18 protein-coding genes and 1 tRNA gene are annotated in these 19,019 nt (G+C 39.5%); 6 read left to right on the top strand and 13 right to left on the bottom strand.

Annotation, left to right across the window (positions count from 1 at the left end):
• Positions 1–48 precede the first annotated feature (48 nt).
• The 6 genes from ACYVJ6_RS10995 to ACYVJ6_RS11020 all read right to left on the bottom strand — a co-directional run bounded on the left by ACYVJ6_RS10995 (position 49) and on the right by ACYVJ6_RS11020 (position 5,203).
• Positions 49–2,043 (bottom strand): M1 family metallopeptidase, encoded by a 1,995-nt coding sequence (locus tag ACYVJ6_RS10995; RefSeq protein ID WP_460694112.1) that lies wholly within the window; start codon positions 2,041–2,043, stop codon positions 49–51.
• 53 nt (positions 2,044–2,096) lie between these two features.
• The gene (locus tag ACYVJ6_RS11000; protein WP_460694113.1) at positions 2,097–2,444 is read right to left on the bottom strand and encodes a Spx/MgsR family RNA polymerase-binding regulatory protein; all 348 of its coding nucleotides are present in this window, start codon (positions 2,442–2,444) and stop codon (positions 2,097–2,099) included.
• Between the two features lie 6 nt (positions 2,445–2,450).
• Entirely contained in the window at positions 2,451–3,011 is a 561-nt protein-coding gene (gene pth / locus ACYVJ6_RS11005; RefSeq protein ID WP_460694626.1) for an aminoacyl-tRNA hydrolase, read from the bottom strand.
• A gap of 321 nt (positions 3,012–3,332) precedes the next feature.
• On the bottom strand, positions 3,333–3,917 hold the full coding sequence (locus ACYVJ6_RS11010) for a 50S ribosomal protein L25/general stress protein Ctc (protein WP_460694114.1): 585 nt from the start codon (positions 3,915–3,917) through the stop codon (positions 3,333–3,335).
• Between the two features lie 144 nt (positions 3,918–4,061).
• Positions 4,062–5,006, bottom strand: coding sequence for a ribose-phosphate pyrophosphokinase (locus ACYVJ6_RS11015; RefSeq protein ID WP_460694115.1), 945 nt, complete (start codon positions 5,004–5,006; stop codon positions 4,062–4,064).
• A 126-nt stretch (positions 5,007–5,132) separates the two neighbouring features.
• Positions 5,133–5,203 (bottom strand) — tRNA-Gln (locus tag ACYVJ6_RS11020).
• Positions 5,204–5,412: 209 nt separating this feature from the next.
• Here ACYVJ6_RS11020 and ACYVJ6_RS11025 point away from each other — a divergent pair.
• Entirely contained in the window at positions 5,413–8,544 is a 3,132-nt protein-coding gene (locus ACYVJ6_RS11025; RefSeq protein ID WP_460694116.1) for a protein O-mannosyl-transferase family, read from the top strand.
• A 72-nt stretch (positions 8,545–8,616) separates the two neighbouring features.
• Here ACYVJ6_RS11025 and ACYVJ6_RS11030 read toward each other — a convergent pair whose 3' ends face one another.
• Positions 8,617–9,573 carry an acetyl-CoA carboxylase carboxyltransferase subunit alpha gene (locus tag ACYVJ6_RS11030; protein ID WP_460694117.1) on the bottom strand — a complete coding sequence of 319 codons (957 nt, stop codon included), beginning with the start codon at positions 9,571–9,573 and terminating at the stop codon, positions 8,617–8,619.
• A 51-nt stretch (positions 9,574–9,624) separates the two neighbouring features.
• Positions 9,625–10,122 (bottom strand): hypothetical protein, encoded by a 498-nt coding sequence (locus ACYVJ6_RS11035; protein ID WP_460694118.1) that lies wholly within the window; start codon positions 10,120–10,122, stop codon positions 9,625–9,627.
• Between the two features lie 84 nt (positions 10,123–10,206).
• Between ACYVJ6_RS11035 and ACYVJ6_RS11040 the strand changes: the two genes are divergently transcribed.
• A complete protein-coding gene (locus ACYVJ6_RS11040; RefSeq protein WP_460694119.1) occupies positions 10,207–11,685 on the top strand; it encodes a glycine--tRNA ligase in 1,479 nt (492 codons plus the stop codon).
• A gap of 293 nt (positions 11,686–11,978) precedes the next feature.
• Positions 11,979–13,076: an AI-2E family transporter gene (locus ACYVJ6_RS11045; RefSeq protein ID WP_460694120.1), complete on the top strand. Its 1,098-nt coding sequence runs from the start codon at positions 11,979–11,981 to the stop codon at positions 13,074–13,076.
• Positions 13,077–13,167: 91 nt separating this feature from the next.
• On the opposite strand, the gene ACYVJ6_RS11050 is transcribed toward ACYVJ6_RS11045, so the two are convergent.
• Together ACYVJ6_RS11050 and namA are read right to left on the bottom strand one after the other, a co-directional pair.
• Positions 13,168–13,587 carry an OsmC family protein gene (locus ACYVJ6_RS11050; RefSeq protein ID WP_460694121.1) on the bottom strand — a complete coding sequence of 140 codons (420 nt, stop codon included), beginning with the start codon at positions 13,585–13,587 and terminating at the stop codon, positions 13,168–13,170.
• 58 nt (positions 13,588–13,645) lie between these two features.
• Entirely contained in the window at positions 13,646–14,713 is a 1,068-nt protein-coding gene (gene namA / locus ACYVJ6_RS11055) for an NADPH dehydrogenase NamA (RefSeq protein WP_460694122.1), read from the bottom strand.
• A 123-nt stretch (positions 14,714–14,836) separates the two neighbouring features.
• Between namA and ACYVJ6_RS11060 the strand changes: the two genes are divergently transcribed.
• Positions 14,837–16,045, top strand: coding sequence for a cation:proton antiporter domain-containing protein (locus tag ACYVJ6_RS11060; protein WP_460694123.1), 1,209 nt, complete (start codon positions 14,837–14,839; stop codon positions 16,043–16,045).
• Here ACYVJ6_RS11060 and ACYVJ6_RS11065 read toward each other — a convergent pair.
• Positions 16,042–16,404 carry a hypothetical protein gene (locus ACYVJ6_RS11065; RefSeq protein ID WP_460694124.1) on the bottom strand — a complete coding sequence of 121 codons (363 nt, stop codon included), beginning with the start codon at positions 16,402–16,404 and terminating at the stop codon, positions 16,042–16,044. The genes ACYVJ6_RS11060 and ACYVJ6_RS11065 overlap by 4 nt on opposite strands.
• 148 nt (positions 16,405–16,552) lie before the next feature.
• On the opposite strand from ACYVJ6_RS11065, the gene ACYVJ6_RS11070 reads away from it, so the two are divergent.
• Both ACYVJ6_RS11070 and ACYVJ6_RS11075 read left to right on the top strand, forming a co-directional pair.
• The gene (locus tag ACYVJ6_RS11070) at positions 16,553–16,900 is read left to right on the top strand and encodes a single-stranded DNA-binding protein (protein ID WP_460694125.1); all 348 of its coding nucleotides are present in this window, start codon (positions 16,553–16,555) and stop codon (positions 16,898–16,900) included.
• Between the two features lie 67 nt (positions 16,901–16,967).
• Complete coding sequence (locus ACYVJ6_RS11075) at positions 16,968–17,243, top strand: hypothetical protein (protein WP_460694126.1); 276 nt, start codon at positions 16,968–16,970, stop codon at positions 17,241–17,243.
• A 48-nt stretch (positions 17,244–17,291) separates the two neighbouring features.
• On the opposite strand, the gene ACYVJ6_RS11080 is transcribed toward ACYVJ6_RS11075, so the two are convergent.
• Both ACYVJ6_RS11080 and ACYVJ6_RS11085 read right to left on the bottom strand, forming a co-directional pair.
• Positions 17,292–17,996, bottom strand: a complete 705-nt coding sequence (locus ACYVJ6_RS11080) for an SDR family NAD(P)-dependent oxidoreductase (protein WP_460694127.1) — start codon at positions 17,994–17,996, stop codon at positions 17,292–17,294.
• 14 nt (positions 17,997–18,010) lie between these two features.
• Positions 18,011–18,976, bottom strand: coding sequence for a lysylphosphatidylglycerol synthase transmembrane domain-containing protein (locus ACYVJ6_RS11085; protein ID WP_460694128.1), 966 nt, complete (start codon positions 18,974–18,976; stop codon positions 18,011–18,013).
• Positions 18,977–19,019: the final 43 nt, after the last annotated feature.

Here is a 19,019-nt window from a genome sequence, read left to right on the forward strand (position 1 = left end):
TTTAACACTTGCTTTAATAAAAAACCCGGCTGTTAACGGGCTTCTGCTTTATTTTTTCCAAACGTTATTGGCAGGATTATAATCGGGCATGTTTTTATCCGGGTCATAAGTAACCGTTTCAATTTGCTCGGTTGATGGATACTTGAATGTCCAGCTTACATTGCGCTCCCATATCTCAACAGGCAACTTAACGCGATCTGTTTTACCGCTACTCAGCTTAACTTCAAGCGTTACAGGCATGGCCATTTTATCCAGGTTATCGATGGTGATCAATGCGCCTTTTGTAGCATCATTATCAATATACTTTACATCACGCACCGCAACATCCAGTCGCCAGTTATTGGCAAACCATCCGCGCCAAAACCACTGCAGGCTTTCGCCCGCAACATTTTCCATGGTGCGGAAAAAATCATCAGGGGTTGGGTGCTTGTAGGCCCAACGATCAATGTAGGTTTTAAAGGCACGGTCAAAACGTTCAGGGCCCAATACCTGTTCGCGCAGCAAAACCAAACCCGCTGCCGGTTTTGAGTATAATAATGTGCCATTATTTTTTTCTTTTAAGTTATCCGGATAACTTAAAACCGGCTCCATGCTTTCAGGAGTATACCTTGCGGATAAAGCTTGCAAATCAGGAGCTTTAGCTGCTTTAAATTCGCCATTATTGAAATTTTCTGTAGACAGGGTGTTGATGAAAGTATTAAAACCTTCGTCCATCCAACCGTATAAACGCTCGTTTGAGCCTACTATCATCGGGAACCAGTTATGGCCAAATTCGTGGTCATGAACAGACCATAATCTTTTATTACCCCGTTTGGCATCGCAAAATACAATACCAGGGTATTCCATGCCTCCTACTATGCCGGCTACCGCGGTAGCGTTGCCATAAGAGTATTCAAACCATTTTTTGGAGTTAAACTCTATAGATTTCTTTACATATTCGGTTGAACGTGCCCAGGCTGTATCAGCAGCACTTTCAATAGGATAAGCTGATATAGCCAACCCCTTTTTACCACTTGGCAAATTCATTTTAGCAGCGTCAATTATAAACGCGGCTGATGATCCCCATGAAGCATCGCGGGCATTGCGTAATTTAAAACGCCAGGTTAATTGAGCCTTGCCTTCCGGGCGTGATGCAGGGTTGGTAACCTCATCTGCCGAACGGATCAACACCGTTTTATTGCTTACAGCTGCTTGTGCCCAGCGCTTTTGCTGTGCAGGGGTGTAAACCTCTAAAGGATTCTGCAGCTCGCCCGAGCATACTACTATGTGGTTTGCCGGGGCAGTAATACTGATATCAAAATCGCCATAATCCAAATAAAACTCACCCGGCCCGGTATATGGAACAGTGTTCCATCCCATTACATCATCAAATACACACATGCGCGGGTACCATTGTGCAACAGTATAAATTTTACCGTTTTTTGTTTGCATGATGCCCATACGATCCGATCCATAATCAGGGGATATAAATGAATACTCTATTTTTAATTTCAATTGTCCACCCCCCGGAGCTATAGTCTTTGGTAAGAACACCTGCATACGGGTATCATTTATTAAAAACTTTACATCGGTAGCTATAGTGCCATTAAGTAATTTAACCGATTTAATTTTATAACCTGCATCAAATACCTGGCCTTTACCTGCATTACGGCTGCCCAATACGGGCACAATAGCTGTACCTCTTGAATCTTGCTTAAATAAGTTTTGATCCAGTTGCATCCAAATAAAACCCAGGGCTTGCGGGCTGTTATTGGTATAGGTTAAAACTTCGGTACCCGTAATTTCATTAGTTTGATCATTCAACTTTGCTGACAGTTGATAGTCGGCACGGTTTTGCCAGTACTTTGGCCCCGGTTCGCCTGAAGCCGCGCGATATTCATTTCCGTTTTTGGTATAAAAAAACGGGGCGAATAATTCGTGATAATCGTATTTGGTTTTTGAAGCGTCCAACTCGGCAGGGATATCCTGAGCGCGCTGTGCATGGGCAATAGTAGTCCCAGCAAATAAGGCCAGTGCTATACCGGCAAATCTGTTAAATCTCATCAGTTAATTGTTAATTGCCGTAAATTTATAAAAAATGCCGGTCAATTAATGGGTTAACCCTTAAAATGCTGCTGATAAGCGGCTTCGTCAAAACCAAAAAACAAAAAATCACCATCCTCAATCACCGGACGTTTGATCATACTTGTTTTTTGCGCTAATAATTGTAAAGCATCAGCTTTGGTTTTGATGCTATCTTTAACAGCCGGATCCAGCTGTTTCCAGGTAAGCCCCTGCTTGTTCATAAACTTTTCGTATCCGGCTTTGCTATTCCATTCTGCCAGCTTTTGGGCAGGTGCACCCAGCTTTTTAAAATCATGAAACTCATAAGCTACGTTGTTAGCCTTGAACCAGTCTAACGCCTTTTTAACTGTATTGCAATTGGGTATGCCGTAAACTTTCATAGGGAGTTATTTATTGTATTTGGTCATAGTCAACTCTGTACCAATGGTGGCAAAGCTTTTGATCATTTCTATTGATCTATCTATCAATGCAGGCAATTCAGGTTTCTCATCCTCATCAAATCCGCTTAATACATAATCAACCTGGCGGCCTTTGGGGTAGTTGTCGCTTACGCCAAAACGCAGGCGTGCATAATTGTTATGACCCAAAGTGGCCTCAATATTTTTTAGTCCATTATGACCCGCTGCACTGCCTTTTGGCTTTAAACGCAGGGTGCCTAATGGTAATGCAATATCGTCTACCAAAACCAACACGTTTTCAATAGGTATTTTCAGTTCCTTCATCCAATGATTAAGCGCCTTGCCACTTAAGTTCATGTAGGTGGTTGGCTTAATTAAATGCAGGGTACGGCTTTTGTGGCTCACTTCGGTATAATAGGCCAGCCGCATATTACTAAACTTTGCCCCTTCCTGCTTAGCTAACTCATCCAATATCATAAAACCAATATTATGCCGGGTATCTGCATACTCGGGACCAATATTACCTAAACCAACTACCAGATATTTCATACCACTGTTGCTTTGAACCGGTTTTGCAGCCGGTGCAGCTTTCTTAAAAAATTTACTAAAATAAGGTCTGATGCTCATTTACCATCGTCTATTGACTCACCCCGACTACGCTACGCTGGTCGACCCTCTCTTCGCCTTTGGCGTAAAGAGGGTTGTTGCGTTAATTAACCCCCTCTTTACCGCTTGCAGTAGAAAGGGTGGTCGAGCGAAGCAAGACCGGCTGAGTGAACGAAGATATTACATTTAAACAAAAATAGCGATGACAATGTCATCGCTATTATAAACTGCTCCATACTCCCTTTTAGGGGGCTGGGGGGCTAATTACTTACCAGCTTTTGCAGCTTCCTGCTCAGCCTGGCGTAACGCACGTGAAGTGGTTACAGATACGATAGTATCTTCGGCAGCATTAGTAATAGTTAAATTAGGTATGTTTATTTCAGATACACGAACCGATTTACCTACTTCTAATTCTGCAATGCTAACTTCAATGTTGTCCAGGTGATCTTTAGGTAATGCTTTAACACGTAATTTACGCAGTTTAAGCACTAATTTACCGCCCACTTTAACGCCCGGAGAAGTACCTGTTAAACGTACAGGGATCTCCATAGTTAACGGTTTAGCAGGATCTAACTGTAAAAAATCTACGTGGATGATCTGCTCAGTTAACGGATGGAACTGAATGTCTTTAATGATAGCTTGTGTTTTAACACCAGCAATGTCAAGGTCGATGAAATGAACATCCGGAGTATAAACTACGGGTCTCAAATCAGCTGCGGACACTGCAAAGTGGGTTTGGGTTGGCCCACCGTAAAGTACTGAAGGTACCAATGATTGGTAACGCAGTTCTTTAGCGTCTCGTTTCCCTACGTTCTCTCTTGGAGAACCGCTAATAGCAATTGATTTCATTGTTTTTATTTATTTGTTTATTGTTAGTTCATGGTTCATCGATCATTTGTTGACCTGCTTACCATAAGTTCTTATTCTAATTAGTTCATAGTTGATAGATCATGGTTCATGGTATACTATGAACTATTAACTATATGCTACCTATCAATCTACCTTAAATAACTGGCTTATTGATCCGTGTTCGTTAACGTTTGTAATTGCCTTTGCAAACAAATCGGCAGTTGATAATACCCTTATTTTATTGCTTTGGCGCTTTAATGGGATAGTATCGGTAACAATTAATTCTGTCAATGCCGATTTTTCAATAGTTTCATAAGCATTACCTGATAATACCGGGTGTGTACATACCGCGCGAACACTGCGTGCACCACGCTCCATAATTAATCCGGCTGCTTTAGCCAATGTACCGGCTGTATCGCATATATCGTCAATCAATACAATGTCCTGATCGGTAACATCACCTATCAATGTCATTGATTCAATTTCATTGGCGCGTTTACGGCGCTTATCGCAAATTACTACCTCGGCATTAAAAAACTTAGCAAAGCTACGTGCCCGGTATGATCCGCCCATATCCGGCGAAGCAATGGTTATTTGCTCCAAACCCAGGCTTTTTATATAGGGTACAAACACAATTGAAGCATCCAGGTGATCTACCGGGATATCAAAAAAACCCTGTATTTGCGCCGCATGTAAATCCATGGTCATAATACGGTCGATACCTGCAGCAACCAATAAATTAGCAACCAACTTCGCCCCAATTGCAACACGCGGTCTGTCTTTTCTGTCCTGGCGGGCCAATCCAAAATAAGGTATAACGGCATTTACATAATGAGCAGATGCACGGCGAGCGGCATCAATCATCATTAACAACTCCATTAAATTATCTGTAGGTTGGTGGGTTGATTGTATTAAAAACACATCGCAGCCACGCACAGTTTCATTAAAATGCGGCTGGTATTCGCCATCGCTAAAACGCGACACCGCCATATCCCCCAATTCCTGGCCATAAGCTTTTGCAATGCTCTCGGCCACCTGTATGGAGCCTGAACCTGCAAATAATTTAACCGTGTTAAACTGTAAGGGCATCTTTTTTTATTTCGAATTTCGGATTTATAACTTTGAATTTATCAATCCTATTAAAAAACAATTTCGGATTTGAACATCGTTCGGAGTAAATCCGAAATCGAAAATTCGAAATCCGAAATTAGAATGTTGCCCGACCAGGATTCGAACCTAGACAAACGGTACCAAAAACCGTCGTACTACCATTATACTATCAGGCAATCTCCTCCTTCAAAACATATGCTCTGAAAAGGAATGCAAATATAAGACGATTTTTTAAACTTTAAAACCCAATTTTAAAAAAGTATATAACTTATTTATCAGGCATAAATTAGTTAAAATGTGTTAAACAAAGGCTATAACATAAAACATCTGCATAGTTTTATTAATTTCGTCGGCAATAACCATAATTTTTCAAAAAATCTTTGAAATGAATTACAATAAAGTAAACAATATTTTTGGCTGGGTAGCATTCCTTATAGCCACCATCACCTATGTTTTAACCTTAGAGCCATCCACCAGTTTTTGGGATTGCGGCGAGTTTATTGCGTGTATATACCGCCTGCAGGTAGCACACCAGCCGGGCGCGCCTTTGTTTACCATGATAGGCAAGGTTGCTTCCTTATTTTCAATGGGCGATTCCACTAAGGTAGCTTACTGGGCAAACATGGCTTCGGCCCTATCAAGCTCGGCAACCATATTGTTTTTATTTTGGACCATTACGGCCCTGGCTAAAAAGTTATTAGTTAAAAAAGCGGAAGACCTAAATACAACCAATACCATATTAATTATTGGTGCGGGTATGGTTGGTGCGCTGGCTTATGCTTTTTCAGATACATTTTGGTTCTCGGCAGTTGAGGCCGAAGTTTACGCACAATCATCATTGTGTACCGCTATTGTATTTTGGGCCGTATTAAAGTGGGATGCCCATGCAAATGAGCCTAATGCTAATAAATGGATAGTATTTATTGCCTACATAATGGGCCTGTCAATAGGTATACACTTATTAAACCTGTTGGTTATACCGGCAATAGCGTTGGTGATTTACTTTAATAAATCAAAAAACATTACTACCAAAGGCACTATCAATGTGTTTTTATTAGGATGCGTTATTGTTGGTGTAGTACTATGGGGTATTATACAATTTACGGTTAAAGGCGCTGCCTTTGCCGACCTGTTTTTTGTAAACACCCTGGGTTTGGGCTTTGGTACCGGCGCTATTGTTTTCTTTGCTTTATTAATCACTGTAGTTGTAGCGGGTATTTATTTTACCACAACCACATCGGTACCGGCCATTATTACAGCGACGGCAAGCTTTGTTTTGTTATTAACGCTTAGCAGCGGTATAATAGGTTTTATTGCCGCTATCGCGATTGTAGCTTTATTGGAGTATGTAGTTAAAATACGCGAAAAACGCTTTGCCTTAAACAGCTTTTTAGTTTGTACCGCCTTTATTTTATTTGGCTACAGCTCATTTGTAATGATCGTGATCAGGGCGAAGGCTGGTACTAACTTAAACAACTCCGATCCGCAGGATGCTTTTGCATTAAACGGCTATTTAAATCGCGACCAGTATGGAGACACCCCATTATTGTACGGCGAATATTTTGATTCGAAACCTATTGATCAAACCGAAGGTGCTAAAATATACCGCCGCGGCGAAAAACAATACGAGGTAGCCGGTACCAAATTAAAAACGATTTATGATCGTAATACCATCTTCCCGCGTATGTTTAGCCAAAAACCGGGACATGATTCTTTTTACAGGAGTTGGACAGATCTGGGCAACGAAAGTCCATCATTTGCTACTAATATGAAATTCTTTTTTAGCTGGCAGGTTAACCAAATGTACACCCGGTACTTTTTATGGAACTTTGTTGGCCGCACCAACGAGTTTGATGGCCAAACCAGCAGTGACGGACCAGATGGTAATTGGACCAGCGGTTTAAACTTTAAAAAAGTATGGCCCGAATCTGTGCTGGAAAGTAAATCCTATAATCGTTTATACTTTTTACCTTTCTTGGTAGGATTATTTGGTGTTATATATCACTTTAAACGTAACCAGCGCGATGCCGGTGTTGTAGGTGTATTGTTCTTCTTTACCGGGTTAGCTATTGTATTATACCTTAACCAGGACCCCCTGCAACCTCGTGAACGTGATTATGCCTATGCCGGTTCGTTTTATGCTTTTGCCATTTGGATTGGTTTGGGTGTATTAGCTATTGCCGATTTTATCAGCAAAAAAGCTAACGGAAAACTGGCAGCTATCGCGTCAACGGCGGTTTGTTTAGTGGCTGTACCTGCATTAATGGCTTGCCAGGAATGGGATGATCACGACCGCTCAGAAAAAATGACCGCGCATGATATGGCCTATAACTACTTAAACTCGTGCGCGCCAAATGCTATATTATTTACCTATGGCGATAATGATACCTACCCGTTGTGGTATATACAGGAGGTAGAAAATGTGCGCCCGGATGTACGTATTGTAAATTTGAGTTTGTTGGGTACCGATTGGTACATCCGCCAGATGAAGAAAAAAATGAACGAGAGCGAGCCTTTGCCTATCACTATGGCTGATGATAAATTTAAATCGGGCGTGCGGGATGTATTGTATTATAACGATGCCAAGATTGATGAATCAATAGAAGTGAAGGAAATATTTGACTTCTTGACTTCAGATAATAAAGATGCCAAGGCCCAAATGGAAAGCGGCGAACTGATCAATTACCTGCCAACCAAAAACTTTAAGATAACTATTAACCCCGATGAGGTTATAAAAAACGGCGCGGTACCTGCATCAAAAAGGGACCAGATAACGCCGGTTATGGAATTTAAATATCCGGGCAACTATGTAGCAAAAGACAATTTGGCCTTGTTAGATATTTTGGCGCACAATAACTGGAAAAGACCGGTGTACTTTACGGTTACCATGCCTAATGAAAATATGATTGGGATGGAGAAATATATGTACAATGAAGGTTTTGCCTTTAGGTTGATGCCTTTAAAACCTGACACTACAACCGCGGTGCTTGAAGCCGACAATACCTTGCAGATGTATAACAACATCATGACTAAGTTTAAATGGGGCAATATGAAAAATGCCAAATATTTGGATCATGAATCAATAACCATGTTTTATCCGCTAATAACACGTATATATTTAAACCTGGTTGAGAACCTGACAAAAGAGGGCCATACTGACCTGGCAAAAAATGCTTTGAAAAAATACATGGAGGTAATGCCGGATCTGGTACCAACATCCGACGCGATCATAAGAAAATACTATTTAAGCGAAGCGGCTTATAAAGTAAACGAAAAAGGCGTAGCCGATAAATTAATTAACCAGGTACATCAATACGTAACCAGTACATTAAATTATAACTATACCTTGTACCAGGATGGCAAAATTGATGTGAAAGATAGTGATGTTCAACTGAGCATGTCGTTATTGAACGGGTTGTTAGCCTTATCGCAAAAAAATAATCCGGCGTTATATAAACAAGTAACGCAGGAACTTAAAAGTTACGAACAAAAATTTAATGTGAGTAGCGGGCAGTAAGTAACACCTACTGTAAACAAAAAAAGCAGCTTTCGTAAGGAAGCTGCTTTTTTATTGATACTTTAAATATTATTATCCTTCGTTAACCACACCCATAGCGCAAAACTTGTCTATACGCTCGGTAACTAACTCGTTAATATCGCGTTCTTTAAGTACCTTCAAATCTTTTAATAACTGCTTCTTTAATATGGTTGCCATAGCAATTGGGTCCTGGTGAGCGCCACCAAGTGGTTCTTTTATTACACCGTCAATCAGCTTATTCTTCAACATCTCTGTCGAGGTCAGTTTCAGCATTTCTGCAGCGCGTTCCTTTTGTTCCCAGGTTTTAAACAATATGGTCGAGCAATTTTCGGGTGATATAACAGAATACCATGAATTATCCAGCATCAGCACCCTATCGCCTATACCAATACCCAATGCACCACCCGATGCACCCTCGCCTATCACCACACAAATTATTGGCACTTTCAGTATGGACATTTCCAGCAAGTTACGGGCAATAGCTTCGCCTTGTCCGCGTTCTTCAGCCTCTAAACCCGGAAATGCTCCCGGGGTATCAATTAAAGTAATAACGGGTTTATTAAATTTCTCGGCCAGTTTCATCAGCCTTAATGCCTTACGGTAACCTTCGGGATTGGCCATACCAAAATTGCGATACTGGCGCTCTTTGGTGTTACGTCCCTTTTGATGGCCGATAAACATCGCTGTTTGTCCGTTGATAGAACCAAACCCACCAATAATGGCTTTATCATCTCCTACTGTCCTGTCGCCGTGCAATTCAATAAAATCATCGCACATCAGCTCCAGGTACTGTAAAGTGTAAGGCCTTTCCGGGTGGCGGGATATCTGCACTTTTTGCCAACCGTTAAGGTTGCCATATATTTCCTGCTTTGCTGCCTCCAGTTTAGCTTCCAGTTCAACAACAGTTGCAGTCATATCCAACTTGTTCTTGTCTTCAACCTGCTTTACTTTTTCTATCTGCTGTATTAACTCAGCTATCGGCTTTTCAAAATCAAAACTAATCTTCATACAATTATGAATAATGAGGGCGCTAAATTAAATAAAACCAACGGCATATTGCTAATTAGGTTTTTGCAAAGCTTCAAACCGCTTAATTTGTTGTGGTGTAAGCTGCTTTTCGGTAGCAAAACAAGCTTGTAAAATGGCATTTTTTAACTCGCCCTGGTATAAACCATAACGGTTGGTAAAAAAAATAAGTTTACCATCATCCATTTTATGGTTACGGAACAGGCTATCCAATGTCCGCTCTGTACTAATTACTGATCCGCCTATTTCCAGCCTTCTGCGATGCATATAGGTATTAGCGGTTTCAATATTTTTAATTTGGATGGGGCTAAGGTCCAGTTCCTTTTTAAACTTCAGCACCTTATCAGGCATCGGGTAATGATTAATTTCGGCCACCATGGCCATGTCACTACCTGCTTCGCCTTTCAGGTAATCATTATATTGCTGGTAAGTAAGCGTCCGCACCGGCGATTTTTTTTCACTATCGGCAAATTGGGCGTTAGCCCTAACAGCAACCAATAAAACTACACCTAAAAATAAGGGTCTGATCATACATTATAAATTTTTCAGTAAGCCACAATTATTGCACCAAAAATTCCATCATCCAAAATCAAAAAAATATATCTTTGCTGCACTATGAGTAAAAATACCGACGAGCTTTTTAAAAATGTTATCGCACACGCCAAAGAATATGGCTTTGTTTTTCCTTCCAGCGAGATTTATGATGGCTTAAGTGCTGTTTATGATTACGGCCAATACGGTGCCGAGCTAAAGAACAACATTAAAACCTATTGGTGGAAGGCCATGGTGCAGATGAATGATAATATTGTAGGTATTGATTCGGCCATATTTATGCACCCCAAAATATGGAAAGCCAGCGGCCATGTTGATGGCTTTAGCGACCCGATGATTGATAACAAAGACTCAAACAAACGCTACCGCGCGGATCAGCTATTGGAAGATAAAATAGCCAAACTTGACGAGGAAGGTAAAACCAACGAGGCCGAAGAACTTCAACTTGAAATGGACAACGCCCTTAAAGCCGAGGACCTACCCCGCCTGCGCGAGTTAATTATAGCGCAAAACATTACATGTCCGCTGTCAAAAACAGCTAACTGGACGGAAGTTAGGCAGTTTAATCTGATGTTTAGCACACAAGTAGGTGCTATTGCTGACGAATCTGACACGATATACCTTCGCCCCGAAACTGCCCAGGGTATATTTGTAAACTATTTGAACGTGCAAAAATCAGGCAGGATGAAAATTCCGTTTGGTATTGCACAAATTGGTAAGGCCTTCCGTAACGAGGTTATTGCCCGCCAGTTTATTATCCGTATGCGCGAGTTTGAGCAGATGGAAATGCAATTTTTTGTACGCCCCGGCACACAAGCCGAGTGGTTTGAAAAATGGAAAGAGACCCGCCTAAAATGGCATTTGGCATTAGGTACCGATGCCGCTAAATACCGCTATCACGAGCATACCAAGTTAGCTCATTATGCCGACGCAGCTTATGATATTGAATTTGAGTTCCCATTTGGCTTTAAAGAGGTGGAAGGTATACATAGCCGCACCGATTTTGATTTGAGCCAGCATCAGCAATTCTCGGGCAAAAAAATGCAATATTTTGACCCCGAACTGGGCCCTGACGGCAAGCCTTATGGTAACTATATCCCTTACGTGATCGAAACTTCAATTGGTTTAGACAGGATGTTTTTACTGACGATGATTAACGCTTTTGAAGAAGAAGATCTGAGCATTGATGAGAAACAAGATAGCCGTACGGTATTACGTATACACCCTTGTTTGGCTCCTGTTAAAGCGGCTATATTCCCGTTGATTAAAAAAGATGGCTTGCCTGAAAAAGCCCGCGAGATAATGGATAAGTTAAAGCTTGACTTTAACCTGCAATACGAAGAGAAAGACGCTATTGGTAAACGTTACCGCCGTCAGGATGCTATTGGTACGCCGTTTTGTATCACGGTTGACCACCAAACCTTAGAAGACAATACCGTAACTATACGCCATCGCGACAGCATGAAACAAGAGCGCGTAGCTGCCGACAAATTAGATAAAATTATTGGCGATTTGGTTAGCTGGAAAAATTTGTTGAGTTAGCCCGAAATACAAATTTAAAGCGAAAGCCTTGCCAGTTTACATGGCAAGGCTTTTTTTATAAGCTTTAGTCTTATAATAGCTGGCATAAGTGATAAGGTTTAGGCTGGCCCGGGAGGGCTATTGTTTCGCCTGTCAAGATAACTAAAACATAAGTTATATCAAAACATTTGCTATAGGTAAAGAAATTTTAGTTTGACATTTAATACATCTTTAAAGCACTAAATTATCTATGCAATATTTTAAAACAATGCGCCTCAATTTTGCTTTGTTTGATAGCATTTATTAATCAGGCAATGGCAATTAAAGAATATCCATTTTATTTAAAAAGCACCGTCATATTATTTGGTTTAATATTGGTAATATATTTATTTGCCCAACTGGCAGACATATTGGTGCCAATAGCATTTGCTGCTTTTTTAGCCACCCTACTAAACCCGTTGAGTAACCGCTTTGAAAAATTTGGGATACCTAAAATTTTTTCTATCCTTTTATCATTGCTTATAGCGGTTATAGGAGTAGCAGGGGTATTGTATTTCCTTTCCACCCAAATTGCTCAGTTTACCGATTCGTTACCCATGCTTAAAGAAAAATTTGGCGTAATAACCGCTGATTTGAAAAGCTGGCTTGCCGCTACATTTAACGTGCCTATAACAAAGCAGGATAAAATGATTAAAGAAGCATTAGATACTGCCCCGGCTATACTAGGTAAAACATTGGGCGGCTTATTAGGTGTACTGTCTATTGTAGTTTTATTACCGGTTTATATTTTTTTAATGATGCTTTATAAAACGCTTATCCTTAATTTTTTCTACGAGGTTTTCTCGGAAGAAAACTCTAAGAAAGTAGGAGAAGTTTTAAAGGAAACCAAAACAGCCATACAGAGCTACATAGTAGGTTTGTTAATAGAAACCATCATTGTGGCCGCCATGAACTCGGCAGCGTTGATGTTATTAGGTGTAAAGTATGGTTTATTAATTGGCGTTTTAGGCGCCATATTAAACCTGATACCTTACCTGGGGGGTATTATTGCTATTGCTTTGCCGGTTATAATGGCTACTATCACTAAAGATGGTTACAGTACACAATTAGGTGTTGTTGGTGCTTATATCGTTATTCAATTTATTGATAATAATATTTTAGTGCCACGCATCGTATCATCAAAAGTGCAGATCAATGCTTTAATTTCCATCGTGGTGGTATTATTGGGTAATGCGCTGTGGGGTGTATCAGGTATGTTTTTATCCATACCGTTCATAGCCGTATTAAAAATAATATTCGACCGTATTGATACCCTTAAACCCTGGGGTAAATTATTGGGCGACAATATACCTACCAAACACAAGGGGCAGCTATGGAGCCGTAGCCGTAAAAAAGCAGTAGGCGTAAATTAATGCCTGAATTTTTTGGTGGCATTATTTAAGGGCAAAAAAATAGAGACACCATATGGTGTCTCTACCTATCCCATCTTAATTTTAATAATTATTACTGATAGTTTACGCCTAAAGTAATAGGCACACTTAATGCTTTTGATATAATACAATTGGCTTTGGCACCTTCGGCAATTTGTTTAAACTGATCTTCAGATACACCATCAATCACCGAACCTTTCAATTCTAAATGAATATTAGTGATGCTTAATGTTGCCATGTCCAGATCTAAAACTGCATCGGTTGTCAAATCGCCTGGGGTAAATCCTGCTTTAGTTAACTCGGCACCAACGGCCATGGTAAAGCAACCTGCGTGTGCGGCGGCAATTAATTCCTCAGGGTTGGTACCCACACCTTCCTGGAAACGTGTTTTAAATGAATACTGGGTATTGTTAAGTGTAGTGCTTTGAGTTGAAATTTCGCCTTTGCCTTCTTGCAGGGTTCCGTTCCAGTGTGCTTTTGCTGTGCGTTTCATAGTTATTTAAGTTTTTTATTATTGTAAAAATAGGGTTTGTTTTTAATTTACCTACAGCTTATTTGCGCCATTTAGCCCGTTCATACTGTACCGGCCATTTAACTTCCTGGTCAAGCTGATGCGCGGCACGCAGCGGAAAATATGGGTCGCGTAAAAATTCGCGCGCCATAATAACCATATCTGCCTGTCCGGTTTGTATAATATCGTCAGCTTGCTTTGGTTCTGTTATTAATCCTACTGCGCCGGTTAGCATGCCTGTTTGGCGTACGGCTTCAGCAAACTCAACCTGGTAACCCGGCTTTAATGGAATCTTAGCTAATACGTTGCCACCAGACGAACAATCAACCAAATCAATTCCTTTATCTTTTAATATTTTTGCCAGCGCTACAGAATCTTCAATTTCCCAGCCACCTTCGGTCCAGTCGGTTGCAGATATACGTACAAACAGTGGATTTTCTACAGGCCAAACCTGCTGTACTATTTCAACAATCTCTAATACCAAACGTATCCTGTTTTCAAACGAGCCCCCATACTCATCTGTACGCTTATTACTTAAAGGCGATAAAAACTGGTGAAGTAAATAACCATGTGCAGCATGTAGTTCAATTACTTTAAAGCCCGCTTTCTTTGCTCTTGAAGCAGCATCTTTAAAATCCGTCTTAACCTTTTCTATGCCTGCTTTATCCAATTCAAGTGGTGTTTCCGGGCTACCTTCAAAAGCTATTGGGCTTGGTGCAAGTGTTTGCCATCCATTTTCAGCGGTTGATGGTATTTGTTTGCCACCATCCCATGGGAGGTCCTGGCTGGCTTTGCGCCCCGCATGTGCCAGCTGGATACCGGCTACAGAGCCATGCTCATGTATAAAATCGGTTATCTCTTTTAGTTTGGGTATATGATCGTCGTTGTAAATCCCTAAATCACCATAACTAATACGGCCTTCCGGGGCTACAGCAGTAGCTTCGGTAATAACTAAACCTGCACCACCTACTGCCCTGCTACCTAAATGCACCAGGTGCCAGTTATTGGCAAACCCATCCCGGCTGGAGTATTCGCACATGGGCGATACCACAATACGGTTTTTAAATTCAATATTTTTTATTTTTAATGGCGAAAACAGATGAGGCATGTTGTTTTTTATTCAAATATTAGAAGTAACATTTGTAATGGTATCACTGGTTTGTAAAATACCGCATACGCCGTATTTTTATTCTTGTTTAAAAACAGCATATTGCGATATCCTATATAAAACATGACATCGTACACTACATTAATTATACTAAGCGGACTGGTAATATTTTCATACCTGTTTGATATTATTGCCGGCAGGACCAAAATACCATCGGTTATTTTATTGATGTTGTTGGGCATAATTATACAACAGGTAATTCAATATTTTAACTTCCCCATTTTTAATTTCGTGTCCATATTACCAACGTTGGGTACGCTTGGTTTAATTTTAATTGTATTTGAGGGCGCACTTGAGTTAAAATATACTGCCGATAAAAATGCAGTAATTATTAAATCTCTTATCTCTGCTTTAACGGTATTACTTGCATCTACAGCAATAATTACCTATATTATTTATTTAATAAGCGGCCAAAGCATTTACTTATGTTTTATAAATGCTATACCATTTTGCGTAGTTAGTTCATCCGTAGCTATACCCGCTGCTGCCAATATCGACAGAAAAAAAAGAGAATTTATTATTTACGAATCATCGTTCTCAGATATACTAACCGTAATTCTGTTTAATTTCATGATTCATAATAAGCATATAGGCTTTGGGTCGTTCACTAATCTGGGTGTGGAGTTAGGTATAATAATGCTACTATCTATCGGATCATGTTTATTGTTACTGTACATTATAGGGCGATTAACCCATCACATTAAATCCTTTTTAATTATCTCCTTACTTATAATGGTTTATTGTTTAGGGCAATTGTTTCATTTATCATCATTAATAATTGTATTGGCACTCGGCCTGTTTCTGAATAATGCCTCCCAAATAAATATCCCTATCTTCCAAAAGGTATTTATCTATCCTAAATTGAATAATGATATTAAACAGTTGTTCCAGCTATCTGCCGAAAGCGCGTTTGTTATGCGTACTTTCTTTTTTATAATTTTTGGTTTAACTATGGATATTAGTCAGTTAAAAAACTGGTCGTTGTTAGCCAATGGGTGTATAATTTTATTGGCTGTTTATTTAGTAAGATTTTTATACATCAAATTTACCAAAACCGACCTGATGCCCGAATTGGTGCTGATACCGCGGGGACTAATAAGTGTTTTACTATATTATAATTTACCTCCCGAAATGCTAATACCCGGGGTTGAAACCGGTTTACTATTTATGGTAGTACTGGGTACCAGTATAATTATGAGTCTGGGGCTATTAATAACCAAAAAACAAGATCCTGAAAGCTATAGCGAATTAGGTGACACCTTAAACCATTAATCTTTATCTTCGCGCTTAACTAATAAAACTTCATCGCCCTCTAATGGCAGGTAACCATATTCATAGCAAAAATGATAGGTTTTGCCATTCTGTGTATCATACTTGTGCGTAAGGTATTTAAAATTGAACCCCTTTGCCCCCATTTTTTCGCGCGTGGTTTTTGTTTTGCCTGATGGATTGAGTTCTTCCATTATCCGGCGATTGCGCTTTAAAATATTATTGATATTACGCACCAAATTATAGCTATTGCTATTGAGTTGATTATTGTAATTGTTGCGGCAAAGGTCATTACAAAACTTTTTATCGGCCCGGCCATGGATGATCTCGCCGCAGTCTAAACAGGTTCTTTCGCTATTCATTTAACTAAGATAGTTATTTATTATTCAATTGCAAACGTTTGCAAACGGATATTGTCGACTATAAACACTTAATAACCGACTAATAGTTGGTGATGGATGCACCTTTGTATTGTTAATCAACACGAATTAAAACATAAAATTAAATAGCATGAACACATTAAGAAACAGCGTACGCTTAGTAGGAAACTTAGGCATGGATCCCGAAGTAAAAACTTTTGACACTAACAAAAAACTGGCCCGTTTATCAATAGCTACCAATGATAGTTATAAGAATGACAAAGGCGAACGTATAACAGATACCCAATGGCATAACCTGGTATTTTGGGGCGTACAGGCTAAACTGGCAGAGGACCTTTTGAAAAAGGGCGACGAAGTAGCCATTGAAGGCAAAATTAGCAACCGCAGTTATGTAGACAAAGATGGTGTGAAACGTTACACTAACGAAATTGTAGTAAATGAATTTTTGAAGATAACCGGCAGAATTAGTAATCAGTAATTTATACCAACCCTACACCTTTACCTAAAACCTAAACCTTATCACTATTTTTATTATTATATTTGTTATGTACTTAGAAGCAAAAGAAACAGCCCGGCTATATACGTTATTATCAGATAAATTAGGTAACGATACAACCGAGGCTATGTTTAAATACATTGATAACAAAACAGAACGATCTGTGGAAGCAACTATCAAAACATTAGCTACAAAAGAAGACTTGGCAAAAGTCAAATACGACTTGAGCAAAGAAATAAGCAATTCCATTAAATGGATGTTTATTTTTTGGGTTGGACAAGTCGGCGCAACCCTCACTATTGCTTTTCTGTTTTTGAATAAATAAACTCCATGCAAAGAAGAAGCCTCCTGAAATTCGGGGAGGCTTTTTCTTTTACGGAGTGGTTACCGCTACCGGCAATATTTTTCCATTAAAAAATTTATGCCCGGTTACGGCAAAGTCGGCAATGTATTTACCCATTTCAAACGCCATTACCGGCGATTCATATCCAGGGAAAGCTTTCTCCAGCATCTCGGTCTGTGCCGAGCCTAACGCCAGGCAATTAACCTTGATACCAAATTCAGCAAACTCCTGTGCTAAACATTCGGTCAATGTGTGTAATGCCGCTTTACTGGCCGAATAGGCTGATAGTCCCGGAAATTTTGCACTACCCTGGAAACCACCCATACTGCCAATGTTTACTATGTGTGAATCCTTTGGCATTAACTTATACAAACTTTGTATAATGCGTACATGGCCTATATAATTGCTTTGCAGCATTTCTACAAAATCGGTTTCTAATAATTCGGTAAACGGCTTGTTAATTAAAACACCGGCATTGTTTATTAAAACGTCCACACGGCCGTCAAAATGGGTAGTTATAAACTGCTGCAGGCCGTCATAATCATCATGCACAATATCAAAAGCTATCGGATATAATACACCATCAGGATTTAACCCTGCAGCTATTTCGGCTAAACGTGTTAAGTTTTCCTGCGACCTGGCCAAAGCAATCACTTTATGGTTGCCGGATAATATTAACTCTAACACCGCCTCAAACCCTACCCCACTGCTTGCGCCTGTTATAATGATGTTCATAATTTCAATAGATATTACTCTGCCAGTTTATCATCACGAAATACATAATAAACACCTAATAGCGCTATTATGGCAGATATTACGTAAAAAGACAAACTTAAAACAACAGCCAATTCACCGTTTGAATGAAATAGCTCTGTTATTACATATTTAAAAATAAACTCCCTAAAGCCAAGTCCCCCTATGCTAAATGGAACTACCGCCGCCATTGATGATGCCAAAAATGCTGACAAATAAGGAGCAAATTTTCCATCATGATTTAAACCAATCATAACCAATAAAATGGTTAAAACTTGAAAACCTTGTACAACAATTGCTTTCGCATGTGCCTCCCAAAAATTATTTGTATAATCTTTAAAAAACTTATGCGCTACAAAATAATATATAGCAGTGCCTGCCAAAAAAACGCTCCATGCTAATACAAGTGGTATTTTTAATTGTGGTAAAAAAACTATCAATACAACGGTGATAAATCCTATAGCCCAAAAACCGCTTAATCTATCAAATAATATCGCCCAAAAAACTTTTTTGGCTGGTTGCTTATATCGTTTATTTAGTAAATAGATTTTATATCCATCACCGCCTATACCACCAGGTAAACATAGATTGTAAAATATGCCCAACATATATAAACGCAAATTAAATTTCCATCCAATATGTAGATCGATTGATTTGAAAAAACTTAATAAGCGGAAAGATGAGATTACAATAGAAATAAAATAAGTAATTAATGCAGCTACCATCCACCACGGATTTGAATGGGCTATTAATATTTTTACTTCATCTAAGTTTATTTTACTTAAAACATATCGCAGCAGTAAAACTGTAACAGTAATTTTTAAAACAAGCTTGGTAAGGCTCCACAACCTGCTTTTAATTGTTTTCCTGGGGATACCGTTATCATCCTGATCTAAGTTTTCGTAGGGAAATGTACCACTCGGATCAAACTCATCAGGTTGTTCATTATTTTTATCTGTCATGCTTTTTTGGCATAAAATTATTGGTAACCCACCAAATCGGCTG

Source organism: Mucilaginibacter puniceus (assembly GCF_054783175.1).